This window comes from Pseudomonas sp. H1_D04, assembly GCF_054683855.1.
The window spans coordinates 6010239-6037094 of record NZ_CP162826.1; the positions used below are offsets into that span (position 1 = coordinate 6010239).

The window sequence follows — 26856 nt, forward strand, 5'->3', positions numbered from 1 at the left end:
CTATTGATCAGCAGTTTTTTAACCTCACTGACGATTGGAGTGCTTCATGGCGAAAATCAACCTGGCCCAGCAACTGGCGACCACCCTTGAACAGGCGGGCATCAAGCGCATTTGGGGCCTGACCGGCGACAGCCTCAACGGCCTCACCGACGCCTTACGCACCATGGACAGCATTGAGTGGATGCATGTGCGCCACGAAGAAGTCGCCGCGTTTGCCGCCGGTGCCGAAGCAGCAGCCACCGGCGAGTTGACGGTGTGCGCAGGCAGCTGCGGGCCGGGCAACCTGCACTTGATCAATGGTCTGTTCGACTGCCATCGCAACCATGTGCCAGTGCTGGCGATTGCCGCGCAGATTCCGTCTTCGGAAATTGGCCTGAACTACTTCCAGGAGACCCATCCCCAGGAACTGTTCAAGGAATGCAGCCACTTCATCGAGCTAGTCACCAACCCCGCGCAGATGCCCCAAGTGCTGCACCGCGCCATGCGCTCGGCGATCCTCAATCGCGGCGTAGCAGTGGTGGTGATTCCGGGGGATGTGTCGCTGCTGGAAGTCGAAGACACCCTCAAGCCGTGGCCGGCCCTGCACGCGCCACGCACACTGCCTGCGGAGGCCGATCTGCTGCACTTGAGCGAGATCCTCAAGGACAGTGAAAAAGTCACGCTGCTGTGTGGCAGCGGCTGTGCGGGCGCCCATGCGCAAGTGGTGGCCCTGGCCGATACGCTGGGTGCGCCGGTGGTGCACGCCCTGCGCGGCAAAGAACATGTGGAATGGGATAACCCGTTTGATGTGGGCATGACTGGCCTGATCGGCTTCAGCTCCGGTTACCACGCCATGCTCGACTGCGACACGCTGATCATGCTCGGCACGGACTTTCCATATCGCCAGTTCTACCCTACGGACGCAAAAATCATCCAGGTCGACCGCAACCCACAGGCATTGGGTCGTCGCGCTACCTTGGACTTGGGCATCGCCGCAGATGTGGGCGAAACCATCGACGCCCTCCTTCCGCGCTTGACCCGCAAGACGGATCGCAGCTTCCTTGAGACTTCATTGAAGCATTACGTGAAAGCCCGCCAGGGGCTCGATGACCTTGCGCAACCTTCAAAAGCCAACCGGCCGATCCATCCGCAATACGTCGCGCGATTGCTCAGTGAGCTGGCCGACGATGATGCGATCTTTACCGCCGATGTCGGTTCGCCCACGGTCTGGGCGGCGCGCTACCTGAAGATGAACGGTAAACGCCGCCTGATCGGCTCGTTCAACCACGGCTCCATGGCCAACGCCATGCCCCAGGCCATTGGCGCGCAGGCAGCATTCCCGGGGCGGCAAGTGATTTCGATGTCCGGCGATGGCGGGTTCGCCATGTTGATGGGGGATTTCATCTCGCTGGCGCAGCTGAAGTTGCCGGTGAAAGTCATCGTGTTTGATAACTCGTCACTGGGGTTCGTCGCCATGGAGATGAAGGCGGCGGGTTATCTGGACGCGGGCACCGAACTGAAAAACCCGGATTTCGCGGCGATGTCCAACGCCATGGGTATCCTCGGCATTCGTGTGGAGCAGTCCGAAGACCTGGAGCCGGCCCTGCGCCGCGCCCTGGCCCACGATGGCCCGGTGCTGGTGGACGTGGTGACTGCCACCCAGGAACTGGTGATGCCACCGAGCATCAAGCTGGAACAGGCCAAGGGGTTTAGCTTGTACATGCTCAAGGCGGTGATGAGTGGGCGTGGCGATGAGGTAATCGAGCTGGCGCGGACCAACTGGCTGCGCTGATCTAAGCATGTGGGAGGGGGCAACCCCCTTCCCACGCTTTACGCTATTGCCAACTCAAGCCGTTTGTTTTTCTACCCACTGGCCGTAGGCATCGATAAACGCCTGCAAAAACGGCTTGGTCTTTTCCGACACTTTGCCCGACTCATCAAACACACTGCCCGCCCCACCCAGGTAGGCTTCGGGCTGCTGCATGCACCACACATCCAGGAACACCAGGGACTGACGCAGATGGTGGTTGGCGCCAAAGCCTCCGATAGCACCAGGCGACACACTGATGATCGCACCCGGCTTGCCGCTCCAGGCGCTTTGCCCATAAGGACGGGAACCCACATCAATCGCGTTCTTCAACGGGGCCGGCACCGAGCGGTTGTATTCCGGGGTCACGAACAGCACCGCGTCGGATGAACTCACCTGTTTGCGGAAAGTACTGTAGGCTGCCGGCGGTGAATCAGCGTCGATGTCTTCGTTGTAGAGCGGCAAATCGCCAATTTCGACGATGTTCAACTTCAGATTGGCTGGGGCCAGTTCGGCCAATGCCAACGCGACCTTGCGGTTGATCGACTGTTTTCTCAAGCTGCCAACCAGGACGGCAATCGTGTAGACCTTGCTCATTGAGGTTTTCCCGATGTCTGACTAAAGGAGCTTGTAGTTATAGAGGCTTCACGACAGGTTCACCAGAAGGTTTTGAGAATCCTCCAGACGTTTGCCTCGCACCTCTCTGCGTAGGAGGCGTCGTAAAATCCCAGCGAATAGTATTTTTTTTCCGTAGGCAAACTACCCCTCTTTATTACGGTCTACAGAACCGCAAATCGAGTGTTTATCTCCAGAGGTTCTAAACAGATGGCAGCAGTACTTGTCGGACAGTTCCATGCCAGAGACGCGGAAGGTCGCGTTTATTCCGTGCATGAGTTCCAGGAATCCAACCCGGCGCAAGGCGACCTGGCTGGCTCGGCGCCCACCACAACCTACAAGCTGGCCATTGGCGACCGTGTAGAAAAACTGGAAGGCGATGAGTTCAAACTGATCCAGTCGGGCATCATTATTGTCCGCGAATCGCAAACCACCCTCGCTTCATAAGATCTCGCCTTGATGACCTGCTCAGTCCTGGCCATTGCTGGCGTTGACTGGGCTGGGGTGATCAGGGGCTGCGGATTTCCGTCACTTCGATGCCCTGCTCGCCTTGCTTGAGCGTCACCAGCAAGTGCCCCCGCTCCCCTTCCACGGCGTACATCGAGCGCGTGTAGCCCGACGTGTTGTACGCGGGATACGCCTCCACCTGCCTGATCAAGGTCACCCCCAACACCGCCCCCACTTGTTCGCCGACCTGTTCCTGAGCACGGATAAACGCTTCGAGCGCCAGACTTTCCGGTGTGTTGTTGTCGTGATTATTGAGGAGATAAGCCGCCGCGCACCCCACGGTCACCAGAACCATGAGTTGCTTGGCCGTTACCCCGAAGAACGTCGAGGGAATAGGCATTCGAGACCAGACCTGTTTTTGTTGTAGTGCCGGTACCCGGCTTTGGTCGTTGATGATCAGACGAGCCATTTTAGTAAGGTCGTGGCTGAACGCCAGTGGCATAGGCGACTTGCACCGTCTTTTTTGCGCACGACCGCTTGCACCATTGAAACCCCACCACACTGCACATAGACTCCGGCCATGCGTTTACGTCATATCGAAGTGATTCAGGCCATCTTGCAGACCGGACACCTCGGCACGGCCGCCGAATGGTTGCAACTCCCTGTGGGCGATGTGGACGCGGCGCTGAAGGAAGCCGAGCAGCAACTGGGCTTTATGCTGTTTGCCAGCGTGCGCGGGCGCTTGCAGGCAACACGGGAAACCCTCGAACTGCAGGCAGAAATCGCCCATATATACGAAGCGCTGGAACCGGTGCAACGCCTGGCCAGCCGTTTGAAACACCATCACGCCCCGCCCTTGCGTGCGCTCTGTACCCCGCCCCTGGCCAATCAACTGCTGCCGCAAAGTATCGCAGTGCTGCGTCGACGCTTTCAGGACACCCCGTGCAACCTATCAAGCCAGCCCACAAGGGAGATCGTCAGGAGCCTGTTGCTGCATGAGGCCGATGTCGGCTTGAGCCTGCATGACCCGGAACACCCGCAAATCGTCAGCACCGTGCTGGCTCAAGGCAAACTGCAGTTGCTGGCGCCCCACGGCTGGCTCAAGCCCAAGCAGAAGTACATTGCACTACAGGACCTGGCCGGCCAGTCGATGATCGGGTTGGAGGGGCAAGACCCGCTCAGCCGCCTGCTGGACGCCAAGCTGCAAGCCCTACGGCCGCTTCCGGTGGTGCAGACGCGGGTGCAGACCTACCAGATGATGCGCAGCATGGTAGAAGCGGGAGAAGGCTTGGCGATTGTCGACCCCTTCACTGCGTTTGGCGCGCAAGAGGCCGGACTGGATGCGTGCCCGGTGTCGCCGCCGATGATGGTCAGCCTGTACGCGCTGACCCTCAAGGATGGCGTGGCCTCTCCAGCGATGAATGCATTGCTGGAGATTGTCACGCAGAAGGCTGAAAGCCTGCTGCTGAGTTAAGCCTTGTCGACTTCGGCCTTGAACAGCCGATACCAGAAAATCGCCACTTCGCGAGTTTGCGGATCAATGCCGCGATAGCGCAGGTGGTCGATCCCGCCCATCACATAGCCGCATCGCTCATAGAGGCGGCAGGCGCCGAGGTTGTTGTTCTGGGTTTCGAGCATCATGCCCGGCAGGTTTTTCTTGCGGCTCCAGAACTGCGCTTCATCCAGTAATGCCTTCGCTACACCGTGCCGCCGCGCCGGCAAGACCACCGCCAGTTCATCCACATGGGCAAAGCCATTCCAGTTGGTGCTGACCACGACATGCCCCACCGGTCGATCGTCCAGATAGGCCATGAAGATCGCACTGTCTGGGGCATCGCGGAAACTGGCGAACTCCTCAGGATCAATCCCATAACATTTGCGGTACGGCAGGATACGCTCCAGCGGCCATTGATCGACGCGCTTGCCCATCTCCGGCACGCTGTAGGCGCTGACCTCGAAACTGAAGTCATTGCCCCACACGTAGGCATCAAAACCTTCGTCGGCGACTCGCACACTGAGCCCTGGATACTTCGGGTTCATTACAGCTTGCATAAACATCCTTAACCCTTGATGCAGTCGACGGTGTAACAACGACCACTGCCGTCATCTTCGTGTTGTAACCCGTGAACATCGGCAAAAAAACCGGGAAAACTGCTATCGAACGTACGGGCAAATGCCAGGTAGTCGATGATCGAGCGGGTGCTCTCGGTAAAGCGCTCGCCGGGCATGATCAACGGAATACCAGGCGGATACGGCACCAGCATCACGGCTGCGACGCGTCCTGGCAAGGCATCAATCGACACTGCTTCCACTTCACCCCTTACCAATTGGTCGTAGGCGTGCGCCGGTTTCATCGCAATCTCCGGTAGTAGGGTGTACATGCGCTTGAGGTGTTTGGCGGTGGCGTTGCTGCGGTAACAGCTGTGCAATTGGTCGCACAGGTCGCGCAAACCCAGGCCCTGATAACGCGCCGGGCCTTGGGCAAACACCGAGGGCAAACAACTGGCCAGGCTGACATTCGCGTCGTAGCTGCGTTTGAATTCCAACAACTCGGTGAGCAACGTACTCCATTTGCCTTTGGTGATGCCCATGGAAAACAACACGAGGAAGGAATACAACCCGGTCTTCTCCACCACCAACCCGCGCTCCCAGAGGAACTTACTGACCACGGCGGCAGGGATCCCACAATCGCTCAAGGCGCCGCCGGCATTGAGACCGGGCATGACCAGCGTCACTTTGATCGGGTCCAACAACACATAATCTTCGGCCACATCCCCAAAGCCATGCCAGTCATCCTGCGGCTGCAACAGCCAGTCCTCCGTCGCGACGCGGTCGATGCCCGCCACCGACGGCGGCTGCCAGATCGAGAACCACCAATCTTCAGCGGCGATATGCTGCCGGAGGTTAGCCAGCGCGCGGCGAAAACTCAGGGCTTCGTCGAACATTTCCTGGAGCAACGAACGCCCGGCAGGGCCTTCCATCATCGCCGAAGCCACGTCCAGCGACGCGATGATGCTGTACTGAGGCGAGGTGGAGATGTGCATCATGAACGCTTCGTTGAAACGGTCACGGTCCAACTGACGGGCGCCGCCGTCCTGTACATGGATCATTGAGGCCTGGCTGAACGCGGCCAACAACTTGTGAGTGGAGTGAGTGGTGAACACCAGTGGGCTGTCCGGAGTGCGCGAGGTGCCCATGCCATAGCGCCTGGCAAAGAATTCGTGGAACGCCGCGTAGGCGTACCAGGCTTCGTCAAAGTGCAGCACCTCGACGCTGTTGCCCAATTGCTGCTTGATCAGCTCGGCGTTGTAGCACAGGCCGTCATAGGTGGAGTTGGTGACCACGGCCAACTTCACTTTCGCTGGCCGGCCACGGGTCAACGGGCTGGCGTCGATCTTGGCGCGGATCGACTCGGGGCTGAATTCACTCAGGGGGATCGGGCCGATAATGCCCAGTTCGTTGCGCTCCGGGCACAGGTACAGCGGGATCGCGCCGGTCATGATGATCGAGTGCAATACCGACTTGTGGCAGTTGCGGTCCACCAGCACCAAATCATCGCGGGCGACCATCGAGTGCCAGACAATCTTGTTGGCGGTGGAAGTGCCGTTGATCACAAAGAAGGTGTGATCAGCGCCAAAATTACGGGCAGCACGAGCCTCTGCTTCGGCCAGGGGGCCAGTGTGGTCCAGCAGCGAGCCCAATTCGGGCACAGAGACCGACAAATCCGAACGCAGGGTGTTTTCCCCAAAGAACTGATGAAATGCCTGCCCCACCGGGCTTTTGCGGTAGGCCACGCCACCGCCATGGCCGGGGGTGTGCCAGGAATAATTTGAATCAGCGGTGTGCTGCACCAAGGCCTTGAAGAACGGCGGCAACAGGCCATCCAGGTAGGTGCGCGCAGCGCGGGCCACTTGCCGGGCCAGGAATGGCACGGTGTCTTCGAACAGATAAAGGATGCCACGCAGCTGATTGAGCTCGCTCATGGCATCGGCCGGGGCGTTTTCCAGGGTGACTTGCTCGCCCAAGGCAAAGATCGGCAGATTCGGTGCCCGTACCCGCGCCAAGCGAATCAGCTCAACCATGTTTTGCAGCAGATGGGTATTTTCGCCAGCGCCTTCGGCGGCGATCAACATGCAGGCCAAGCCGTGATGGGTAGACGCCACTAGCCGACCTTCGGCGTAGTCCACGGCGGAAAAAACACTGAAGCCCTCTTGTTCCAACTCCCTGGCGATGCCGCGGACCCGGTCGCCGGCAACGGTGTCGGCCTTGATGTCGCGGTGCACGATAAGGATAGGGAACTTCAGGTCTTTGTACATGAGGGCGTGGGAGTCCTGAGGGCTATGCACTCAGGGTAGAAGCTGGGAAGCGATGACGCGAATGAAGATTTTGAAAGCTATGCAGATCAACTGTGGGAGGTGGCTTTCTCCCGATCACGGTGTGTCAGCTAATAGTTGATTGGCTGATCCACCGCTATCGGGGGCGAGCCCCCTCGCACAGGTTGATCGGACCCACGCAGGGCTACTGTTGTGTCAATTGGGTCCACAGCGCCGGCGCGCCCGCCGACTTGGCAATCGCTTCCAGGCGTTGCGCATGCTCGACCATGTCCTGCTCGCTGGCGCGGAGAATGGTGGTCGGCTTGCGATCTGCCGGCAGGCGCCGGATTTCCGAAGGACGATTGCCCGAGCCTTCCGCAGAGCCGCTGCCATCGGAAGCATTGCCGGCCAAGGACAGGCTGGTCTGCCCGCCGGTCATGGTCAGGTAGACGTCGGCGAGAATCTCGGAGTCGAGCAAGGCGCCGTGGAGTTCTCGGCCGGAGTTGTCGACGCCATACCGCTTGCACAACGCATCCAGGCTGTTGCGCTGGCCAGGGTGACGCTCCCTGGCCATCATCAAGGTGTCGAGGATCGAGCAGTGCTGGGAAATATCCGCGCGATCCGTCTGCCCCATGAGGGCAAATTCGTTGTTGATGAAGCCGACGTCGAACGCCGCGTTATGGATGATCAACTGGGCGCCGTTGATGAATTCGAAGAACTCATCGGCCACCTCGGCAAAACGCGGCTTGCCCTTGAGGAACTCGTCGGTGATGCCGTGGACGCCGATGGCGCCTTCGTCACTGTCGCGATCCGGTTGCAGGTAGACGTGGAAGTGACGCCCGGTGAGGCGCCGACCCATGAGTTCGACACAGCCGATTTCAATGATCCGGTGGCCGTCAGTCACCGGCATGCCGGTGGTTTCGGTATCGAGTACAACAGATCGGATGGCCATCAGGGTTCAGCTCTCAACGGGGTGGTGGTGTGCGTCAAAGGGCGGGATGTTAACACGTCAGACGGCATCAGCTTTGCTTGTAGCCCCGCACTTCATCCACGCCACGGTTGGCCAACTGGTCGGCACGCTCGTTGCCGGGGTGGCCGATGTGACCACGTACCCACTTCCAAGTGATGTCATGGCGATTGCATTGCTCATCGAGCAGTTGCCATAGGTCGGCATTCTTGACCGGTTCTTTGGCGGCGGTCTTCCAACCGCGCTTTTTCCAGTTGACCATCCACTCGTTGATGCCCTTCATCACATACTGCGAGTCGGTCACCAGCAGTACGTTGCAACGGCGCTTGAGTTCTTCAAGGCCGCGAATCGCACCCATCAATTCCATGCGGTTGTTGGTGGTGTTGGCTTCGCCGCCCCACAGTTCCTTCTCGACGCCCTTGCACACCAGCAACGCGCCCCAGCCGCCGGGGCCTGGGTTGCCCTTGCAGGCGCCATCGGTGAAGAGTTCTACGGTATCGGTCATCGGTTACATCCATCAAAACAGGCGGGATCTGAAATCAAAAAGGTTTTACGGTTCGCTTTGCTTGCGATTGACCTTGGCCATGGGCATCGGCACCAGCTTGCCCATGGGCTGGCGGGGCACCTGGCGCACTGGCCGTAGCCCGACCACAATCTTGCGCGCTACTAATAAATAGAAGCCGCCGCCCGACAGTTGCCAGGCACCCGCGCGGCGTTCCCAGCCGGCCAGGCGCGCCTGCCACTTGGTCGAGGCAAGCGGCGGACGATAGCACCCGAAGCGGCGTTTCTCCAGCGCGAAGCCCAGCAGGTTCAACCAGTCCGCCACCCGCGACGGCGAGATGCAGCGCGCCTGGCGAAGGCCATCATGAGCGAACACATGGCGCAGCCCCCAACTGCTCCAGGGGTTGATACCCACAATCAGCAAATGGCCACCAGGGCGCACGCTGCTCGCCGCCTCGCGCAGCAATCCGTGAGGCGACAGGCAGAAATCCAGACCATGCTGCAACACCACCACATCGGCAGCGTGCTCGCTCAACGGCCAGGCCTGTTCCTCACAAACGATCTCTACGCCCGGCAACGGCGCACCCAGGCGCACATTGCGCTGCACCTGCGGCGCAGAGGGCGGCGTCTGTGCCGAGGGACCGTAATGCACGAGGTAGCCACCAAAGAAACGACCCAACTCGTCTTCGAGCATGCGCCGTTCTTCATCCAGCAAAAATTGCCCGATGGGCCCGGACAGCCATTCGCGGGCCGCGCCGATCAGGGCCAGCCACTCAGGATCGGCCTGGGCGAACGCTTTATCAGTCATTGCATTCTCCAACTCGCCTAGACGTTCTAAGATGCACCAATGTGTTCAGCTTGGCGAATCGAAGAATGATACAGATCAGTGCTCTGCCCGCCTTCACCGATAACTACATATGGTTGCTACAGGACCCGCATACCCAACGTTGCGCGGTGGTCGATCCCGGCGATGCCGCGCCGGTACTGGCCTGGCTTACGCAACATCCGGAGTGGACCCTGAGCGACATCCTGATCACCCACCATCACCATGATCACGTGGGTGGCGTCGAGCAACTCAAGCGCGTGACCGATGCCAAGGTCTACGGACCGGCCAACGAGCAGATCCCGGCGCGGGACGTCGCCCTGCAGGATAACGATCGCATCAACGTGCTCGGCTGGGACTTTGACATCTATACCGTGCCAGGCCACACCCTCGGCCATATCGCCTTCTATCACCAGGGCGCGCTGTTCTGTGGCGACACCCTGTTCGCCGCTGGCTGCGGCCGCCTGTTCGAAGGCACGCCAGAGCAGATGCACACTTCCCTTGAGCGCCTGGCCGCACTGCCCGCCGACACGCTGGTGTACTGCACCCACGAATACACACAAAGTAACCTCAAGTTCGCCCAGGCAGTGGAACCGGACAACGCTGATATCGCCGAACGGGTGGAAATCGTCCGCCAACTCCGGGCCCGTGGTGAGATAACACTGCCCTCCAACCTGGCATTGGAAAAACGCACCAACCCTTTTCTGCGTACTTCTGAAACATCCGTTAAACAAAAAGCGGACGAACGGAATGGCCGCGACAACCGCTCTGGGGCCGAGGTGTTTGCTAGCTTGAGGGCTTGGAAAGATAAGTTCTAAGACGATGCAATCTGATACGTAATTTCTGAATGGTTGACCGGAACCAAAGTGCTTTCTAGAATCGCCCGACATTTTTGCCCGGAACTTACTTCCAGCCAATGTCGTCATCTATTCGTAAATCCAACCATTCAGACGCATTGACCCGCCTGGCTCAAGCTGTGGCGGTGGCTGTGTCCGCAACGCTGGCGGGCTGCCAATCGACCAATTTCACTGCACAATCCACCGTGCAACCCAAGCCCAACCTTACTGCCAAAATCAAACAGAAACCCGTCATCTGGCTTTCAGAAAAACCTGCTCCCGAAGTACCGCAGGATGTCTGGGAACGCATGCGACGGGGCTTTCAATTGCAGGACAACGTTGGCGTCAACCCGCGCATCGAGCAACAGCGCCTGTGGTTCGCCAGCAACCCGTCCTTCCTGGAGAACGCCGGCGAACGCGGCAGTCTCTACATTCATTACATCGTCGAACGCCTTGAAGAACGCAACATGCCCCTGGAGCTGGCGCTGCTGCCAGTGATCGAAAGTGCCTACAACCCAATGGCCTACTCGCGCAGCGATGCCGTCGGCTTGTGGCAGTTCATCCCCTCCACCGGGCGCTACTTCAACCTGCGCCAGACCCGCGCCTATGATGGCCGCCGCGACATTACCGCCTCCACCACCGCAGCCCTGGACTACCTGACGCGTCTGCACGACATGTTCAACGGCGACTGGCTGCTGGCGCTGGCAGCCTATAACGCCGGCGAAGGCACGGTGAGCCGGGCGATCGAGCGCAACGAGAAGCTCGGTCTGCCCACCGACTACTGGAACCTGCCCCTGCCCCAGGAAACCAAGGATTACGTGCCCAAGTTCCTGGCGCTGTCCCAGGTGGTGCTGGCCCCTGAGGCCTACGGCGTAAACCTGAACCCGATTGCCAACACGCCTTACTTCGAAGTGGTAGAAGTCAAACAGAGCATGGACCTGTCACGGGTCGCTGCGCTGGCTGAAATCGATGAAGACGAGCTGTTCCAGCTCAACCCGGCCCTCAAACAACGCACCACCCTGGATGGCCCGCAGCATCTGTTGGTACCGAGTTCCAAGGCGCAGTTGCTGACCAGCACCCTTTCGACGATGAAGCCTGAAGAATTACTGGCGATGCGCCCGAAGAAACAGGTCTTCGACGAAGTTGAGACCGCACGGGTTGCCGGCCGCAGCCGAAGCTACAAGGTGCGCAGCGGCGACAACCTCACGCTGATCGCCAAGGCCAACAAGGTCGATGTGCATGACCTGCAACGCTGGAACAAGCTTAACGGCCAGGCCCTCAAGGTTGGCCAGACCCTGGTGATGCAGGACACCCGCCGCGCAGTAGCCAGCAGCAAGAAGCCGGTGCAATACAAGGTCAAGAAAGGCGACTCGCTGTACATCGTCGCCAAGCGTTTCAACGTCGAGATGCAACATCTCAAGCGTTGGAACCCGCGTACTGGCCAAGCGTTGAAGCCGGGGCAGATGCTGGTAGTTTCCGGGCCGCGCTAAGGCTTTCAGAACACTGTAGAACCAATGTGGGAGGGGGCTTGCCCCCGATATCGGTGGATCAGCCAATGAATCTGGTGGCTGACAAACTGCTATCGGGGGCAAGCCCCTCCTACACTGAATCTCCAGTGTTCCCAACCGGCTTTTTCCAACCGGAACAAGCTGTTACTGTACCGACCATAAAGCCCAAGCCGCCTGGATCGGATCTCTGACTTGAAGCGTCCCCTCCTTCTACTAATAAGTCTGGCCTTGAGCTTTGGTGCGAACGCGACGATTACCGAGAGCCACGGGTATACGCAGTTCGGCAGGCTCAAATACCCAGCCAAATTCACCCACTTCGATTGGGTAAATCCTGCAGCGCCGAAAGGCGGGACCTTGCGGGTCATGGCGTTTGGCACCTTCGATACGCTCAACCCCTACACGTTCAAAGGCTCAAGCCCGGTTTCAACCCCCAACTTCCTGCAATACGGCGTCAATGAGCTCAACGAGCCATTGATGGTCGGCACCGGCCAGTACGCGCCATCCGGCGATGAGCCCACCTCAAGTTACGGATTGATTGCCCAATCGGTGGAGTACAGCGAGGACCGCAGTTGGGTAGTGTTCAACCTGCGCCCGGAAGCACGCTTTCACGATGGAAAGCCGATCACCGCGTATGACGTGGCGTTTTCCTATCGCACCCTGCTGACCGAAGGCCACCCGCAGTACCGCACCAACCTGCAGGAAGTGGCGCGGGTGGACATCCTCAACCGTCACCGCATCCGCTTTGTATTCAAGCGCGCCGGCAACCCGCTGCTGATCCTGCGCTTGGGCGAGTTACCGGTGCTGCCCCAACACTATTGGAAAACCCGCGATTTCAAGGCGACCACCTTCGAACCGCCGCTGGGCAGTGGGCCTTACCGTATCAGCAAGGTCACGCCTGGGCGCCAATTGGTGTTCGAACGGGTCAAGGATTACTGGGGCAAGGACCTGCCAGTCAACCAGGGTTTCTATAACTACGACAAGGTCGAGGTGGAGTTCTACCGCGACAGCGACGTGGCCTTCGAAGCCTTCAAGGCCGGCGAGTTCGACATCTATATCGAGCACCAGGCCAAGAATTGGGCGAATGGTTACAACTTCCCGGCGGTGAACCGGGGTGACGTGATCAAGGCGCAGATCGCTCACCAGATCCCCACCCAGAGCCAGGGCCTGTTCATGAACACCCGCCGGCCGACCTTCAGCCAGACCAAGGTGCGCGAAGCCCTGGGGCTGATGTTCGACTTCGAATGGACCAACCGCACGCTGTTCAGCAACGCCTACAAACGCACTTTGAGCTACTACCCCAACAGCGAATTCGCGGCGACCGGCGTACCCGTGGGCCACGAATGGCTGATGCTCTCGCCGTACCGCGAGCAATTGCCGGCGAACCTGTTTACCCAAACCTTCAGCCTGCCGCAGACCGACGGGCGCGGCATCCCCCGTGAAAACATGCGCCGCGCCCTGTCGCTGCTGGGCGAAGCCGGGTGGAAGTTGTCGGGCCAACGCCTGCTCAGCAAGGACGGGCAACCGCTGCGCTTCGAGATTCTGCTGGTCAATCCGAACCTGGAGCGCATCCTGCAGCCCTATGTCGAGAACCTGATCAGCATCGGCATCGACGCGCGGCTGCGCACCGTTGACCGCGCGCAGTACAAGCAGCGCCTGGATCAGTTCGACTTCGACATGATCCTGATCACCCTCAATCAGACCCTGAGCCCCGGCCTTGAGCAGTGGCAGTACTTCCACTCCAGCCAGGCCGCAATCAAGGGCAGCAAGAACTACGCGGGCATCGCCAACCCCATTGTCGATCACCTGCTGGAACAACTGCTGGCCGCCCAGACCCGCGAAGAACAACTGGCCGCCGGCCGCGCCCTGGACCGAGTGCTCCTGTGGCAGCACTACAGCATTCCCAACTGGTACCTCAACTATCATCGCCTGGCGTACCGTAACCGGTTCGCCTTTGTCACCACGCCGCCCTACAGCCTGGGCCTGAGCGCGTGGTGGCTGAAAGCGTCGGAGAAAGCCCAATGATGTCTTTGCGTACTTCACTGTTTGCCGGCCTGTTGCTGTGCTCCGCAGCCCACGCGGCGCCGCAACATGCGCTGACGCTCTACAACGAGCCGCCGAAATACCCCGCCGACTTCAAGCACTTCGACTATGTGAACCCGGATGCCCCCAAGGGCGGCACCTTCCGCGAATCGAGCATGGGCGGCTTCGACAGCCTCAACCCGTTTATCAGCAAGGGCGTGCCGGCCGACAACATCAGTCTGATCTACGACACCCTGGCCATGCAGAGCCTGGACGAACCCATCACCGAATACGGCCTGGTCGCCGGCAAGATCGAAAAAGCCCCGGACAACAGCTGGGTGCGTTTCTACCTGCGCCCCGAAGCGCGGTTCCACGACGGCCACCCGATCCGCGCCGAAGACGTGGTGTTCACGTTCCAGGAACTGATGAAGGAAGGCTCGCCGATCTACCGCACCTACTACGCCGATGTCGATGAAGTGGTCGCCGAAGACCCGCTGCGGGTGTTGTTCAAATTCAAGCGAACCAACAACCGCGAGTTGCCACTGATCCTCGGCCAACTGCCGGTACTGCCCAAGCATTGGTGGGCCACGCGGGACTTCGCCAAGGGCAACCTGGAGGTGCCGCTGGGCAGCGGGCCGTACAAGGTGGCCGAGGTCAAGGCCGGGCGCATGATCCGCTACGAGCGGGTCAAAGACTACTGGGCCAAGGACCTGCCGATCACCAAGGGTTTCTACAATTTCGATAACCGCATCACGGACTACTACCGCGACAGCACCGTGTCCCTGGAAGCGTTGAAGGCCGGGCAGTTCGACTACTGGCTGGAATTCAGCGCCAAGAACTGGGCCAACGCCTACAACATTCCGGCAGTGACCCAGGGCCGGTTGATCAAGGAAGAGATCCCCAACGGCAACCCCACGGGCATGCAAGGTTTTGTGTTCAATACGCGCAAGGCGATGTTCCAGGACGTGCGCGTGCGCAAGGCCATCAGCCTGTTGCTGGACTTCGAGTGGAGCAACAAACAGCTGTTCAACGGCGCCTACACCCGCACCCGCAGTTACTTCGAAAACTCTGAAATGGCCGCCACCGGCCTCCCCGGCCCGGATGAGCTGAAAATCCTCGAGCCCCTGCGCGACAAAATCCCGGCCGAAGTCTTCACCCAGGCCTTCGAGCCGGCCAGAACCGACGGCAGCGGCATGATCCGCGCCCAGCAACGCGAGGCCTACCAACTGCTGCAGGAGGCCGGCTGGCGCATCGTTGATGACAAGATGGTCGACACCACGGGTAAACCTGTGACCATCGAGTTCCTGCTGGCACAGACCGAGTTCGAACGCATCCTGCTGCCCTTCAAGCGCAACCTGGCGGACCTGGGCATCGACCTGGTAATCCGTCGGGTGGACGTCTCGCAGTTCGTCAACCGTGTCCGCTCTCGGGACTTCGACATGATGGTGGGCAGCTTCCCGCAGTCCACTTCGCCGGGTAACGAACAACGGGAGTTCTGGAAGTCTTCCAGCGCCGACAAGCCTGGCAGCCGCAACTACATGGGCCTCAAGGACCCAGCGGTGGACCAGTTGGTGGAAGAACTGATCGACGCCGATTCGCGCAAAAGCCTGGTGGCCCATGCCAAAGCGCTGGATCGCGTGCTGCAGTTTGGCTACTACGTGATCCCCAACTGGCACATCAAGACGTTCCGCGTGGCGTATTGGGACCACCTGGGGCACCCCAAAGTCCCGCCGCGCTACGACGTGGGCACAGCCACCTGGTGGAGCAAACCCAATGTCAAACCTGCCGTCACCTTGGACACAGACACGAACGCCGATTCGGCGAGCGGAGGCGATTAAATGCTGGCCTATATTGTTCGCCGCCTGTTACTGATCATCCCCACGCTGTTCGGGATCCTGCTGATCAACTTCATCATCATCCAGGCCGCCCCCGGTGGCCCGGTGGAGCAGATGATCGCCAAGCTTGAGGGCTTTGAAGGCGCCACCAGCCGCATTGCCGGCGGCGGCGCCGAAGTCTCGGTGGCTGGTTCCAGCAGCTATCGCGGCGCCCAAGGGCTGGACCCGGCGCTGATCAAGGAAATCGAAAAGATGTACGGCTTCGACAAGTCGGCGCCGGAACGCTTGTGGATCATGGTCAAGAACTACGCCCAGCTGGATTTTGGCGACAGCTTCTTCCGTGACGCCAAGGTCATCGACCTGATCAAGGAAAAGATGCCGGTGTCCATCTCCCTCGGGCTATGGAGCACGCTGATCATGTACCTGGTGTCGATCCCCCTGGGGATCGCCAAGGCCACGCGGCATGGCAGCCATTTCGACGTGTGGACCAGTTCGGCGATCATCGTCGGCTACGCGATCCCGGCGTTTTTGTTCGCCATCCTGCTGATCGTTGTATTTGCCGGCGGCAGTTACTTCGACTGGTTCCCGTTGCGCGGGCTCACCTCCAACAACTTCGACGAGTTGAGTTGGGGCGGCAAGATCCTTGACTACTTCTGGCACCTGGCATTGCCCATCACTGCTCTGGTTATCGGCAACTTCGCAACCATGACGCTGCTCACCAAAAACAGCTTTCTCGACGAGATCAACAAGCAGTACGTGGTCACCGCCAAGGCCAAGGGCCTGACCAACAACCGCGTGCTCTACGGCCATGTGTTCCGTAACGCGATGCTGCTGGTGATCGCCGGGTTTCCGTCCGCGTTCATCGGGATTTTCTTCACCGGCTCGTTGCTGGTGGAAGTGATCTTCTCCCTCGACGGCCTGGGCCTGATGAGCTTTGAAGCGGCGATCAACCGCGACTACCCGGTGGTGTTTGGCACGCTGTTTATCTTCACCCTGCTGGGGCTGATCGTGAAACTGATCGGCGACCTCACCTACACCCTGGTCGATCCGCGTATCGACTTCGCCAGCCGGGAGCATTGAGATGAATCTATCCCCCCTCAATCGCCGCCGGTTCGAGCGTTTCAAGGCCAACAAACGTGGCTGGTGGTCCCTGTGGCTGTTCCTGATCCTGTTCGGGCTGAGCCTGGGCGCGGAGCTGATCGCCAACGACAAGCCGCTGGCCGTGCACTACGACGGCGACTGGTATTTCCCGGCGCTCAAGCGCTACCCGGAAACCACCTTCGGCGGCGAATTCCCACTGGAAGCCAACTACAAGAGCCCGTATATCCAGGAGCTGCTCAAGGCCAAGGACGCCTGGACTCTGTGGGCACCGATCCCGTTCAGCTACCAGAGCATCAACTACGACCTGAAAGTGCCGGCCCCCGCGCCGCCTTCGAGCGTCAACCTGCTGGGCACCGATGACCAAGGCCGCGATGTACTGGCGCGGGTGATCTACGGGTTCCGGGTTTCGGTGCTGTTTGCCCTGACCCTGACCATCCTAAGCTCGATCATTGGCGTGATCGCCGGAGCCTTGCAGGGTTTCTATGGCGGCTGGGTCGACCTGGCCGGGCAGCGTTTCCTGGAAATCTGGTCCGGGCTGCCGGTGCTGTATTTGCTGATCATCCTCGCCAGCTTCGTGCAGCCCAATTTCTGGTGGCTGCTGGGCATCATGCTGCTGTTTTCCTGGATGAGCCTGGTGGATGTGGTGCGCGCCGAGTTCCTGCGTGGGCGCAACCTTGAATACGTGCGTGCAGCCCGGGCACTGGGGATGCAGAACGGCGCGATCATGTTCCGCCACATCCTGCCCAACGCCATGGTCTCAACCATGACCTTTATGCCGTTCATTCTCACCGGCGCTATCGGCACCCTGACCGCACTGGACTTCCTTGGCTTTGGTCTGCCAGCCGGCTCGCCGTCCCTGGGTGAACTGGTAGCCCAGGGCAAATCCAACCTGCAAGCACCGTGGCTGGGCATGAGCGCGTTTGCCGTGCTGGCGATCATGTTGAGCTTGCTGGTGTTTATCGGCGAGTCCGCTCGCGATGCCTTCGACCCGAGGAAATGAGATGAATCAGGACAATCTGATCGAAATCCGCGACCTCAGCGTCGAGTTTGTCACCGGCGAGCATCACCACAGGGTGGTCAATAACGTCAGCTTCGACATCAAACGCGGCGAAACCATCGCGCTGGTCGGCGAAAGCGGCTCTGGCAAGTCGGTGACCGCCCACTCGATCCTGCGCCTGCTGCCCTACCCCTTGGCACGGCACCCGAGCGGCATCATCCAGTACGCCGGACAAGACTTGCTGACCCTCAAGGAAAAGACCCTGCGGCACATTCGCGGTAACCGCATCGCAATGATCTTCCAGGAGCCGATGACCTCGTTGAACCCACTGCACTCCATCGAGAAGCAGATCAACGAAGTGCTCGGCCTGCACAAGGGGCTCACCGGCAAGGTTGCCACGCAGCGCACCCTGGAATTGCTCGAACTGGTGGGCATTCCCGAACCGCACAAGCGCCTAAAAGCCCTGCCCCACGAGTTGTCCGGCGGTCAGCGCCAGCGGGTAATGATTGCCATGGCATTGGCCAACGAGCCGGAACTGTTGATCGCCGACGAGCCGACCACGGCCCTCGACGTGACCGTGCAGTTAAAAATTCTGGAGCTGCTCAAGGAGTTGCAGGCACGTCTGGGCATGGCCTTGCTGCTGATCAGCCACGACCTGAACCTGGTGCGGCGCATTGCCCATCGCGTCTGTGTGATGCAGAAAGGTTGCATCGTAGAACAGGCCGAATGCGAGACGCTGTTCCAGTCGCCGCAACACCCTTACACCCAGGAATTGCTGGCGGCCGAACCCAGCGGTGGACCGGCCAATAATGTGGTCGGGCCGCCGCTGCTGGAGGTCGATGACCTGAAGGTGTGGTTCCCGATCAAGAAGGGCTTTTTGCGCAACACCGTCGATTACGTCAAGGCGGTCGATGGCATCAACTTTAGCCTGCCCCAAGGGCAAACCCTGGGCATCGTCGGCGAAAGTGGTTCGGGCAAATCCACCCTCGGCCTGGCGATTTTGCGCTTGATCGGAAGCAAAGGTGGGATTCGCTTCGAAGGCCAGCAGCTTGACCGCCTGACGCAACAGCAGGTGCGCCCGCTGCGCCGGGAAATGCAGGTGGTGTTCCAGGACCCGTTCGGCAGCCTGAGCCCGCGCATGAGCGTCAGTGAGATCGTTGGCGAAGGTCTGCGCATTCACAAAATGGGCACGCCGGCCGAGCAGGAAGCGGCGATTATCGCGGCGCTCAAGGAAGTGGGCCTGGACCCGGAGTCCCGCCACCGCTACCCCCACGAATTTTCCGGCGGGCAACGCCAACGCATCGCCATCGCCCGCGCGTTGGTGCTCAAGCCGCGCCTGATCCTGCTGGACGAACCTACCTCGGCGCTGGACCGCACGGTGCAACGCCAGGTCGTGGAATTGCTGCGCAGCCTGCAGGCCAAGTACAACCTGACCTACCTGTTCATCAGCCATGACCTGGCGGTCGTGAAGGCATTGAGTCACCAATTGATGGTGGTCAAGCATGGCCAGGTGGTGGAACAAGGCGATGCGCGGGCGATTTTTGCTGATCCGCAGCACGCGTATACCCGGCAGTTGCTGGAAGCGGCGTTCCTCGTTCCTGCCTGAATGCACGCAGACCAAATGTGGGAGGGGGCTTGCCCCCGATGAGGGATTGTCAGCTGATGCAGCTGTGGCTGACCCACAACAATCGAGAGCCCCCCTCCCACCTTCAGCCCTACTCCTTTAAGCCTGCCTAGTAGCGAACCAATATCATTTGCGCTCACCCCATCCTTTTGCTTTAATCGCGACCAATTCTTATTTACACCGTTTCTCTCGCGCTGGATGGCTAGTGTGTCGACCTCCTTCACCCACCTCTACGGCACCCACCACGGCTGGCTGCTCGGTCTGTTGCGCAGACGCCTGAACGACCGCTGGGATGCCGCCGACCTGGCCCACGAAACCTTTATCCGCCTACTCAGCCGCCCACCGACCGAGACCGATCACGCGCGCCAGCGCTCCTACCTGGCCACCATCGCCCGTGGTTTGTGCATCGACCATTGGCGACGTCGCCAACTGGAAAGAGCCTGGCTCGATAGCCTCGCCCTGCGTCCCGAAAGTACCCAGCCGTCGCTGGAACAGCGGGCAATCATCGTCGAAACCCTCTACGAAGTGGACGCCATGCTCGCCCGCCTGCCGAGCAAGGTTCGCGAAGCATTCCTGCTGGCCCAACTGCATGGCCTGCCCTACAAAGCCATTGGCGAGCAACTGGGCGTGGGCGAACGCATGGTCAAGAAATACATGGCCCAGGCCTTGCTGCATTGCGCGATCCTCGAAGCCGAGCTGGATGGGATGCTGGTGCAATGAATACCCCCGGCAAGCTCAGCCATGCCAGCCTGGAACAGGCCGCGCACTGGTACGTGCGCCTGCAGGACCAAGGCAGCGCCCAGGAGCAGCAACGCTGGCAGGCCTGGATGGCGCAGAACCCGGAGCATCTGGCGGCCTGGCAGTATGTGGAGCGCGTCAGCCAGCGTTTCGCGCCGCTGATGGACCAAGCCCCGAGCGCCAGCCGCGCCTTGCGCAGTTCGCGGCGCCAGACACTCAAAACATTACTGGCGTTGTGTGCCGGTTCAACCCTGGCGTGGGGCACTTGGCGCAACACCGCTCTGCCCCGGCTGGTGGGCGGCTGGAGCGCCGACTACGCCACCGGCAGCGGCGAGACCCGCGATGCCGTGCTGGCCGATGGCAGTCATGTATGGCTCAACGCCCTGAGCGCGCTGGATGTACGCTTCGATCCCCTGCAACGCCTGTTGCACCTGCGCTTTGGCGAAGTGCTGATTGATACGGCCAAGGACGCCGGCCGGCCCTTCCTGGTAGACACCGAACACGGCCGCCTGCAGGCCCTGGGCACTCACTTCAGTGTGTTGCAAGGCGAAGACCACACTGAGCTCAACGTCTTTGAGGGCCGGGTGCACGTGCGCACCGCCAGCCAGCAGGTGCGCATCATCGACGCCGGCCAGCAAATCGCGTTCAACCGCGATGGCTTCAACCCAACCACCGCGGTATCCCCCGCGCGTGAAGCCTGGAGCCGTGGCGTGCTGCTGGCCGACAATTTGCCCCTGGGCCAGTTGGTGGCCGAGCTCAACCGCTATCGCCCCGGCCACCTGGGCTGTGACCCGGCGGTGGCGCACTTGCCGGTGATGGGTTCATTCCCGCTGATGGACAGTGACCACGCCCTGCATCTGCTGCAAGCCGCGCTGCCGGTTCGGGTCGATCGGCTGATGCCATGGTGGGTCACCGTCGGCCCACGGTAAGTTTTTCCCCGCCGCCAGTTCCCTTTTTCAAAACTCGTTCGGTTAACCCTGTAGACGCTTTCAATTCGCCGATCGACTTGATCCAAAGGGAAACATTCATGTCGCAACCTGCTCGCTTCGCGCTGCGCCCATTGGCGCTGGCCACTTCACTGTTTTGCCTCGGTGTGCCGGTGGTGCATGCCGCCGAATCGCCTTCGACCCAGGAGACCACGCGCAGCTACCGCATCGCTGCTGGTTCGCTGATCAGTGTGCTGAACCGCTTTGCCGAGCAGTCGGGCATTTTCATTGCCGGCCACAACAGCCTGGCCGCAGGCAAGACCAGCCCTGGCCTGTCGGGCAACTACACCGCCGCCAGTGGCTTGCAACACGTGCTGCAAGGCAGCGGCTTGCAGGCCCTGCCCCAGGGCAACAATGGCTACGTGCTGGAACTGATCCCGGCCAGCACCGGGGCCCTGGAGCTGGGCGCTACCACCATTTCTGGCCAGGACTTGGGCGCTACCACTGAAGACACCCACTCCTACACCACAGGCTCGATGGCCTCGGCCACCGGTCTACCGTTATCAATGCGTGAAACCCCGCAATCGGTCACCGTGATCACCCGCCAGCAGATGGACGATCAGGGTTCCAATAGCATTGCCGATACCCTGCGCCGCGCCCCTGGCGTGAGCGTGCAGAACTACGACAGCGAGCGCTGGGAGTTCTCCAGCCGTGGCCTGCCGATCACCAATTTCCAGTACGACGGCGTCAACTCCACCTACGACGGCGTGTACGACTACGGCACCACCAGCACCGACATGGCGGTGTACGACCACCTGGAAATCATCAAAGGTTCGGCTGGCCTGTTAAGCGGCTCCGGCGACCCGTCCGCCACCGTCAACCTGATCCGCAAAAAGCCCACCAAGGACTTCAAGGCCTCGGTCACCCAGACGTTCGGCTCTTGGGACAACTACCGCACCGAAGGCGATATCTCCGGCTCTTTGACCGAGTCTGGCAATGTACGCGGGCGCTTTGTCGGCGTGTATCAGGACCGCCAGTCCTACCTGGACCATTACCAGAACACCAAGGACATCGCCTACGGCATCCTGGAAGCGGACCTGACGCCCGACACCCTGCTGACCTTTGGCATCGACCAGCAGAACACTCGCTCGCGCGGCGCCAGTTGGACCGGTTTCCCGATGTACTTCAGCGACGGCTCGCGCACGAATTTCTCGCGCTCGTTCAACCCGGCTGCCGACTGGAGCCGCCGTGACTTCCAAAACCAGACGCTCTTCGCCTCGGTACAGCACAAACTGGCCAATGACTGGTCGCTCAAAGTCAGTCTCGACCGCAAACGCAGCCAGCACGACACTCTTTTGGCCTCCGCCAGCGGCGGCAACCCGGACCCGGTCACCGGCGACGGCATGTACATGTTCATGGGCAAGTACAAGGGCGACCAGGTGCAGAACACCCTGGACGTTAATCTCAGTGGACCGTTCAGCCTGTTCGGCCGCGAGCATGAGTTGATCATGGGCTTCATGGCCACACGCTCGAAACAGGACGTGCCGGTGTACGGCTCGATCTACCCCGGCGTGGGCGGCAGCATCTTCGACTGGCAAGGTGAATACGCCAAACCGAACATCCCACGCAGTGGCCAGAACGATATCGTGCAACGCCAGACGGGTGCCTACCTGGCCACTCGCCTGAAGCCCACCGATGACCTATCGGTGATTCTCGGCACCCGCGTGAGCAATTTCAGCGGCACCGACAGCACCGACTTCTACGACCCGACCCAGACCGACAACCGCACCACCTACCACCAGAGTGGCGTGGTCACGCCGTACGCCGGGATCGTCTATGACCTCAACGACACCTGGTCGGTGTACACCAGCTACACCCAAATCTACCGACCACAAACCAGCAAAGACGCTGACCGCAAATTGCTCGACCCAGTGGAAGGCCAAACCTACGAAGCCGGGCTCAAGGCCTCGTTCTACGACGGTCGCTTGAACGCCAGCTTCGCCGCGTTCCGCATCGAACAGGACAACGTGGCCGAGTATGTCTCAGGCTTCGATACCGACTCGATTTACCGCCCCATCGCCGGCGCGACCACCAAGGGCTTTGAAGCCGAACTGTCGGGCGAGGTGCTGGACGGCTGGAATATCGCCGCCGGCTACACCTACCAGCACACCCGCGATGCCGATGACGGCTACGTGTACAGCTCGGTGCTGCAGACCACCACGCCACAGCAAGTGGTGCGCCTGTTCAGTTCCTATCGCCTGCCCGGCGCACTGGAAAATGTCACCGTGGGCGGTGGCGTGAACTGGCAGAGCGCGTTCTTCGGCAACGTGTTCCAGCCCGATCCGAGCGATACCGTCAACTTCGGCCACGACTCGCGCATCACCCAGGACAGCTACTACCTGGTAGACCTGATGGCGCGCTACCGCTTCAACGAGCACCTGAGCACCACGTTGAACGTGAAGAACCTGTTCGACAAAAAGTACTACACGGGCCTCGGCAACTTCGGCACTGGATTCTACGGCGAACCGCGCAGCCTGCAGCTGGCGACCAAGTGGGACTTCTAAGCTGACGCCATTGGCGGCGTGTGTAATGATCATCCCTCGTTCTTCCAAGGGATGGAGCCACCGCTATGTCACCGGACACTTGCGTGACACACTCGCCCCGCTTCTGGCGTGACGAGCGCTTGCCGTTCATAGAAGCGCGGACCATCGCCGACGGGCGCAAGGTCACTTACACCCGTCACGCCCATGAGCATTTTTCTATCGGCGCGATCACCACCGGACGCAGCTATTACCACTACGGCGCCGAGACCTTCCAGATCAGCGTCGGCACGGTGGTATTGATGAACCCTGGCGACGTGCATGCCTGCAACCCTATTGAGAACGAGCATTGGTCCTACCATATGCTCTACCTCGATACCCCGTGGCTCACGAACCTGCAATACCAACTGGGCTTCAGTACCGAACAGGGTTACCGGCCATTCAATACGCCCCATACCCGTGACCCGGTGTTGTTCAGCGGCCTGTTGGCGCTGTACAGCACATTGGTGGACGAACAGGCCGAACTGCTGCAAAAGCAAAGTGCACTGATCAGTTATTTCAGTGAAGTTCAGCAGCGCCTGAACCCATCGCTTACGCCAGTGCGGGAGGTGAACCACAAGCTGGAACGCGCCGCCGAATTCATCCGCGCGCACTGCACCCTTGCGTTGAAACTGGAAGATATTTGCCAGGCGGCCGAGCTGTCGCCGTCTTACCTGATCCGCGCGTTCAAGCAGTATTACGGGCTGACGCCCCATGCGTTTGTGGTCAATGAGCGTATCCAGTTTGCCCGCAGCCAACTACGCCAGGGCGAACTGATCGCCGATGTGGCCCTGGCCGCAGGCTTTGCCGACCAAGCGCATTTCCAGCGTGCCTTCAAACAGCACTTCGCCGCCACGCCCGGCCAGTACCGCGACCGGCTCAAGCCATCAGCAAATAACCCACACTGGCCACCAGCAACGCGGCCATTGAGCGGTTGAACACGCGCACGCCCTGAGGGTTACTCAAGTAGCGGCGCAGGAAGGTGCCCGCATAGGCCCAGCACGCCACCGACAGGTAACAGATCACCAGGTAGAGGCTTGCAAACAGCCACACCTGACCGGCGTCGCCATCGGCCACGAACAGGCCCATTCCCGCCACACAAGCCAGCCAGGCCTTGGGGTTGAGCCATTGCATAATCGCGCCGTAAAGCATTGATGGCGCAGTGGCGGTGCCCTCGGCGTCCAGACGGCCATCATCGACGGCCAGTTTCCAGGCCATGTACAGCAAAAAGGCCACGCCGCCCCATTGAATCAATTGGGTCAGGATTGGCCAGCGCACCAACACTTCATGCAGGCCCAGGCCGATCAGCACCAACAGCAGGGTGAAGCCGACGGCAGCGCCGAACACGTGTTTCTGGCTGGCGGCAAAACCGAACCGAGCGCCGGAACTCAGGGCCACGACATTGACCGGTCCCGGTGTGATAGAGGTGGCCAGAGCGAAGGCGGCCATGGAAATAATCAAGCTCATTGCGGATCCCTTTTTATGGTGATGCATAAAGAGGGATCCACGGTATAAGGCCGAGCCGAAACGGTATTGAACAAAATCACCCTGGCCCCCAGTCTCGTGGCGAGGCTGCCTCAGCGCTGCGCAGGAATGCGGATATCGCCCTCCCGGCATTGGGTTTTCACACTGCGCGGGCAGCCGGCGAACGCCAGCTCCTTGGTCAGGCAGACGCGCACTTCCGACAGCACCTTGCCTTTGCAGATCACGGCCAACCCATGATTGCCCATGCGCGGGTTGCTCTCGCGAAACAACGCCTCGATCTCACGGACAGGCAACGAAGGCGGTGTATTGAACGGTTGCAGTTGCGGCGGAATGGCGACAACACCCAGTGCCACATCGGTCTTTTCCAGATACGCCATTGGATCCAGCCCACTGCAAGTACCGTGCTTGGCCCATTCGTGCTTGAGCAGGGAACGCGTGGGAAACAGCGCCGCGCCCTTGTCCATCTCTTCGCGAGACAAGCGTGACTGGGAATCACAGGACGCCGGCCACCCGCCCTTCGCGTATTGCGGCCACAGACCGTGAAGCACAAAACCGTAGCCTTTACCTGAACACTGTTCGTTATCCGGGTGCGTCAGGCAAAACGTCGGCGACCATGACAGCGACAACACGTAGAAATCAAACTCTCCAGGCGTGCCCTGACTTCTTGGGGCCGCCATTGCGCCTGTAGCGAACACAAGGCACAACACCATCCAGTATCTCATCCGTCTATTCCTTGAGAAAAAACACGTATATCGCATCTAGCCGGGATGATGGGGGTTGCGCTGTAGCGCCTTGTCCAGAATCCGGTCGGTTTTCAATGCCTCGATGGCCAGCGAAGGATGCTCGGCTTCACCACGGATATGCGCGTTCATGGCCAACACGTGGTGCCACTGGATATGCGCGTGGCACGGCACGTCCAGCACTTCGTTGGTCTCGCCTTCAAGGCGCAGCGGTTGGTCTTCGAAAACGGCAAACGTAATGCGCCCCTTACTGCCGATCAGCTCGACGTTGTCTTCCCGTCGGTCGGCAACAAAGTTCCAGCAACCCATGCCCAGCGCGCCCGAGCTGAAGGTCCAGCAAGCTGTAACCGCGTCCTCGGCCACATAGCGACCTGCCTGGCGTGCGGTAAAACCGGACACCTCGACGATATCCCCGGCCAGGTACTGGAACAGGTCAAAACCGTGGCTGGCCAGGTCGGCAAAGTAGCCGCCACCCGCGATCAGCGGGTCGGTGCGCCAGTTGGCGGCGCTGGCGTCCTCGGCAGCCGGTGGTTTGCACAGGGTCCAGGTAAGCTGACGCAGCTCGCCGATGCGCCCATCCCGCAGCCAATCGCGAACTTGCTGAAAGCGCGGCAGCGAACGGCGGTAGTAGGAGACAAACAAATGCAGCCCGGCACGCTCGAAGGTACGTTGCATCAATGCGCTTTGCTCGGCATTCAGCGCCATGGGTTTCTCGACGCAGCAATGCTTGCCGGCCGCGGCCACCATCAGGCTGTATTCCAAGTGGCTGTCGGGCGGTGTGGCGATGTAGACCGCGTCCACCTCGGGGTCGTTGATCAGCGCCTGGGCGTCGGTATAGGAACGGGCAATGCCATGGCGTGTTGCATAATCGCGCACGGCGGCCTCGCGACGCCCCATCACGGCCACCAGGGCCGAACCTGGCGCTTTGTAGAAAGCGGGCCCACTCTTCAATTCAGTGACACTGCCACAGCCGATCATGCCCCAACGTACGGTGCTCATCTGTTTCCCTCGTGCGT

General features: G+C 60.4%; 24 protein-coding genes. 14 read left to right on the top strand and 10 right to left on the bottom strand.

Annotated elements, in window-relative coordinates; genetic code table 11:
- The first annotated feature begins 46 nt into the window (after positions 1–46).
- The gene (gene poxB, locus AB4N82_RS27880) at positions 47–1771 is read left to right on the top strand and encodes a ubiquinone-dependent pyruvate dehydrogenase (RefSeq protein WP_032885830.1); all 1725 of its coding nucleotides are present in this window, start codon (positions 47–49) and stop codon (positions 1769–1771) included.
- 54 nt (positions 1772–1825) lie between these two features.
- Here poxB and AB4N82_RS27885 read toward each other — a convergent pair whose 3' ends face one another.
- Positions 1826–2383 (bottom strand): NADPH-dependent FMN reductase, encoded by a 558-nt coding sequence (locus tag AB4N82_RS27885; RefSeq protein WP_032885829.1) that lies wholly within the window; start codon positions 2381–2383, stop codon positions 1826–1828.
- 228 nt (positions 2384–2611) lie between these two features.
- Between AB4N82_RS27885 and AB4N82_RS27890 the strand changes: the two genes are divergently transcribed.
- The gene (locus tag AB4N82_RS27890) at positions 2612–2848 is read left to right on the top strand and encodes a hypothetical protein (RefSeq protein ID WP_032885828.1); all 237 of its coding nucleotides are present in this window, start codon (positions 2612–2614) and stop codon (positions 2846–2848) included.
- A 61-nt stretch (positions 2849–2909) separates the two neighbouring features.
- Here AB4N82_RS27890 and AB4N82_RS27895 read toward each other — a convergent pair whose 3' ends face one another.
- Positions 2910–3248: a hypothetical protein gene (locus tag AB4N82_RS27895; RefSeq protein WP_122754398.1), complete on the bottom strand. Its 339-nt coding sequence runs from the start codon at positions 3246–3248 to the stop codon at positions 2910–2912.
- A gap of 180 nt (positions 3249–3428) precedes the next feature.
- On the opposite strand from AB4N82_RS27895, the gene AB4N82_RS27900 reads away from it, so the two are divergent.
- Positions 3429–4322 (top strand): LysR substrate-binding domain-containing protein, encoded by an 894-nt coding sequence (locus tag AB4N82_RS27900; protein WP_122681398.1) that lies wholly within the window; start codon positions 3429–3431, stop codon positions 4320–4322.
- On the opposite strand, the gene AB4N82_RS27905 is transcribed toward AB4N82_RS27900, so the two are convergent.
- From AB4N82_RS27905 to AB4N82_RS27925, 5 genes are all read right to left on the bottom strand, one after another.
- The gene (locus tag AB4N82_RS27905; RefSeq protein ID WP_460105184.1) at positions 4319–4888 is read right to left on the bottom strand and encodes a GNAT family N-acetyltransferase; all 570 of its coding nucleotides are present in this window, start codon (positions 4886–4888) and stop codon (positions 4319–4321) included. The genes AB4N82_RS27900 and AB4N82_RS27905 overlap by 4 nt on opposite strands.
- A 20-nt stretch (positions 4889–4908) precedes the next feature.
- The gene (locus AB4N82_RS27910; RefSeq protein WP_460103983.1) at positions 4909–7164 is read right to left on the bottom strand and encodes an Orn/Lys/Arg family decarboxylase; all 2256 of its coding nucleotides are present in this window, start codon (positions 7162–7164) and stop codon (positions 4909–4911) included.
- Between the two features lie 202 nt (positions 7165–7366).
- The gene (gene dnaQ / locus AB4N82_RS27915; RefSeq protein ID WP_163033241.1) at positions 7367–8107 is read right to left on the bottom strand and encodes a DNA polymerase III subunit epsilon; all 741 of its coding nucleotides are present in this window, start codon (positions 8105–8107) and stop codon (positions 7367–7369) included.
- A 73-nt stretch (positions 8108–8180) separates the two neighbouring features.
- Positions 8181–8633: a ribonuclease HI gene (gene rnhA / locus AB4N82_RS27920; protein ID WP_017738572.1), complete on the bottom strand. Its 453-nt coding sequence runs from the start codon at positions 8631–8633 to the stop codon at positions 8181–8183.
- Between the two features lie 45 nt (positions 8634–8678).
- The gene (locus AB4N82_RS27925; protein WP_032885822.1) at positions 8679–9437 is read right to left on the bottom strand and encodes a class I SAM-dependent methyltransferase; all 759 of its coding nucleotides are present in this window, start codon (positions 9435–9437) and stop codon (positions 8679–8681) included.
- Between the two features lie 65 nt (positions 9438–9502).
- Between AB4N82_RS27925 and gloB the strand changes: the two genes are divergently transcribed.
- The 11 genes from gloB (at position 9503) to AB4N82_RS27980 (ending at position 24553) form a co-directional block, all read left to right on the top strand.
- On the top strand, positions 9503–10270 hold the full coding sequence (gene gloB / locus AB4N82_RS27930) for a hydroxyacylglutathione hydrolase (protein ID WP_095185932.1): 768 nt from the start codon (positions 9503–9505) through the stop codon (positions 10268–10270).
- Between the two features lie 98 nt (positions 10271–10368).
- Positions 10369–11778 carry a lytic transglycosylase domain-containing protein gene (locus AB4N82_RS27935; RefSeq protein ID WP_032885820.1) on the top strand — a complete coding sequence of 470 codons (1410 nt, stop codon included), beginning with the start codon at positions 10369–10371 and terminating at the stop codon, positions 11776–11778.
- Positions 11779–11988: 210 nt separating this feature from the next.
- Positions 11989–13818 (top strand): extracellular solute-binding protein, encoded by a 1830-nt coding sequence (locus AB4N82_RS27940; RefSeq protein WP_460103985.1) that lies wholly within the window; start codon positions 11989–11991, stop codon positions 13816–13818.
- A complete protein-coding gene (locus AB4N82_RS27945) occupies positions 13815–15653 on the top strand; it encodes an extracellular solute-binding protein (protein WP_095185934.1) in 1839 nt (612 codons plus the stop codon). The genes AB4N82_RS27940 and AB4N82_RS27945 overlap by 4 nt, the downstream gene beginning before the upstream one ends.
- On the top strand, positions 15654–16730 hold the full coding sequence (locus AB4N82_RS27950) for a microcin C ABC transporter permease YejB (RefSeq protein WP_122681402.1): 1077 nt from the start codon (positions 15654–15656) through the stop codon (positions 16728–16730).
- Between the two features lies 1 nt (position 16731).
- Complete coding sequence (locus tag AB4N82_RS27955; protein ID WP_032885814.1) at positions 16732–17751, top strand: ABC transporter permease; 1020 nt, start codon at positions 16732–16734, stop codon at positions 17749–17751.
- Between the two features lies 1 nt (position 17752).
- Positions 17753–19354, top strand: a complete 1602-nt coding sequence (locus AB4N82_RS27960; RefSeq protein WP_032885813.1) for an ABC transporter ATP-binding protein — start codon at positions 17753–17755, stop codon at positions 19352–19354.
- A gap of 216 nt (positions 19355–19570) precedes the next feature.
- Positions 19571–20092, top strand: a complete 522-nt coding sequence (locus AB4N82_RS27965; protein ID WP_122764312.1) for a sigma-70 family RNA polymerase sigma factor — start codon at positions 19571–19573, stop codon at positions 20090–20092.
- Positions 20089–21039: a FecR domain-containing protein gene (locus AB4N82_RS27970; protein WP_122764313.1), complete on the top strand. Its 951-nt coding sequence runs from the start codon at positions 20089–20091 to the stop codon at positions 21037–21039. The genes AB4N82_RS27965 and AB4N82_RS27970 overlap by 4 nt, the downstream gene beginning before the upstream one ends.
- Before the next feature lie 98 nt (positions 21040–21137).
- Complete coding sequence (locus tag AB4N82_RS27975) at positions 21138–23600, top strand: TonB-dependent siderophore receptor (RefSeq protein WP_122764314.1); 2463 nt, start codon at positions 21138–21140, stop codon at positions 23598–23600.
- Positions 23601–23665: 65 nt separating this feature from the next.
- Positions 23666–24553: a helix-turn-helix domain-containing protein gene (locus AB4N82_RS27980; protein ID WP_122764315.1), complete on the top strand. Its 888-nt coding sequence runs from the start codon at positions 23666–23668 to the stop codon at positions 24551–24553.
- On the opposite strand, the gene AB4N82_RS27985 is transcribed toward AB4N82_RS27980, so the two are convergent.
- The 3 genes from AB4N82_RS27985 to AB4N82_RS27995 all read right to left on the bottom strand — a co-directional run bounded on the left by AB4N82_RS27985 (position 24495) and on the right by AB4N82_RS27995 (position 26839).
- Positions 24495–25082 (bottom strand): LysE family translocator, encoded by a 588-nt coding sequence (locus tag AB4N82_RS27985; protein WP_032885806.1) that lies wholly within the window; start codon positions 25080–25082, stop codon positions 24495–24497. The genes AB4N82_RS27980 and AB4N82_RS27985 overlap by 59 nt on opposite strands.
- Before the next feature lie 110 nt (positions 25083–25192).
- Positions 25193–25822 carry a ribonuclease T2 family protein gene (locus AB4N82_RS27990; RefSeq protein WP_122764316.1) on the bottom strand — a complete coding sequence of 210 codons (630 nt, stop codon included), beginning with the start codon at positions 25820–25822 and terminating at the stop codon, positions 25193–25195.
- Between the two features lie 36 nt (positions 25823–25858).
- The gene (locus tag AB4N82_RS27995) at positions 25859–26839 is read right to left on the bottom strand and encodes a Gfo/Idh/MocA family protein (protein ID WP_122764317.1); all 981 of its coding nucleotides are present in this window, start codon (positions 26837–26839) and stop codon (positions 25859–25861) included.
- Between the last annotated feature and the right edge of the window lie 17 nt (positions 26840–26856).

Coding starts and splice junctions, on each gene's coding strand:
- AB4N82_RS27935 (WP_032885820.1), top strand. CDS start 10,369: ATGTCGTCATCTATTCGTAAATCCAACCATTCAGACGCATTGACCCGC.
- AB4N82_RS27960 (WP_032885813.1), top strand. CDS start 17,753: ATGAATCAGGACAATCTGATCGAAATCCGCGACCTCAGCGTCGAGTTT.
- poxB (WP_032885830.1), top strand. CDS start 47: ATGGCGAAAATCAACCTGGCCCAGCAACTGGCGACCACCCTTGAACAG.
- AB4N82_RS27925 (WP_032885822.1), bottom strand. CDS start 9,437: ATGACTGATAAAGCGTTCGCCCAGGCCGATCCTGAGTGGCTGGCCCTG.
- AB4N82_RS27955 (WP_032885814.1), top strand. CDS start 16,732: ATGAATCTATCCCCCCTCAATCGCCGCCGGTTCGAGCGTTTCAAGGCC.
- AB4N82_RS27910 (WP_460103983.1), bottom strand. CDS start 7,164: ATGTACAAAGACCTGAAGTTCCCTATCCTTATCGTGCACCGCGACATC.
- AB4N82_RS27965 (WP_122764312.1), top strand. CDS start 19,571: ATGGCTAGTGTGTCGACCTCCTTCACCCACCTCTACGGCACCCACCAC.
- gloB (WP_095185932.1), top strand. CDS start 9,503: ATGATACAGATCAGTGCTCTGCCCGCCTTCACCGATAACTACATATGG.
- AB4N82_RS27900 (WP_122681398.1), top strand. CDS start 3,429: ATGCGTTTACGTCATATCGAAGTGATTCAGGCCATCTTGCAGACCGGA.
- AB4N82_RS27990 (WP_122764316.1), bottom strand. CDS start 25,822: ATGAGATACTGGATGGTGTTGTGCCTTGTGTTCGCTACAGGCGCAATG.
- AB4N82_RS27950 (WP_122681402.1), top strand. CDS start 15,654: ATGCTGGCCTATATTGTTCGCCGCCTGTTACTGATCATCCCCACGCTG.
- AB4N82_RS27885 (WP_032885829.1), bottom strand. CDS start 2,383: ATGAGCAAGGTCTACACGATTGCCGTCCTGGTTGGCAGCTTGAGAAAA.
- AB4N82_RS27970 (WP_122764313.1), top strand. CDS start 20,089: ATGAATACCCCCGGCAAGCTCAGCCATGCCAGCCTGGAACAGGCCGCG.
- AB4N82_RS27905 (WP_460105184.1), bottom strand. CDS start 4,888: ATGAACCCGAAGTATCCAGGGCTCAGTGTGCGAGTCGCCGACGAAGGT.
- AB4N82_RS27985 (WP_032885806.1), bottom strand. CDS start 25,082: ATGAGCTTGATTATTTCCATGGCCGCCTTCGCTCTGGCCACCTCTATC.
- AB4N82_RS27975 (WP_122764314.1), top strand. CDS start 21,138: ATGTCGCAACCTGCTCGCTTCGCGCTGCGCCCATTGGCGCTGGCCACT.
- AB4N82_RS27890 (WP_032885828.1), top strand. CDS start 2,612: ATGGCAGCAGTACTTGTCGGACAGTTCCATGCCAGAGACGCGGAAGGT.
- AB4N82_RS27895 (WP_122754398.1), bottom strand. CDS start 3,248: ATGCCTATTCCCTCGACGTTCTTCGGGGTAACGGCCAAGCAACTCATG.
- AB4N82_RS27945 (WP_095185934.1), top strand. CDS start 13,815: ATGATGTCTTTGCGTACTTCACTGTTTGCCGGCCTGTTGCTGTGCTCC.
- rnhA (WP_017738572.1), bottom strand. CDS start 8,633: ATGACCGATACCGTAGAACTCTTCACCGATGGCGCCTGCAAGGGCAAC.
- AB4N82_RS27980 (WP_122764315.1), top strand. CDS start 23,666: ATGTCACCGGACACTTGCGTGACACACTCGCCCCGCTTCTGGCGTGAC.
- AB4N82_RS27995 (WP_122764317.1), bottom strand. CDS start 26,839: ATGAGCACCGTACGTTGGGGCATGATCGGCTGTGGCAGTGTCACTGAA.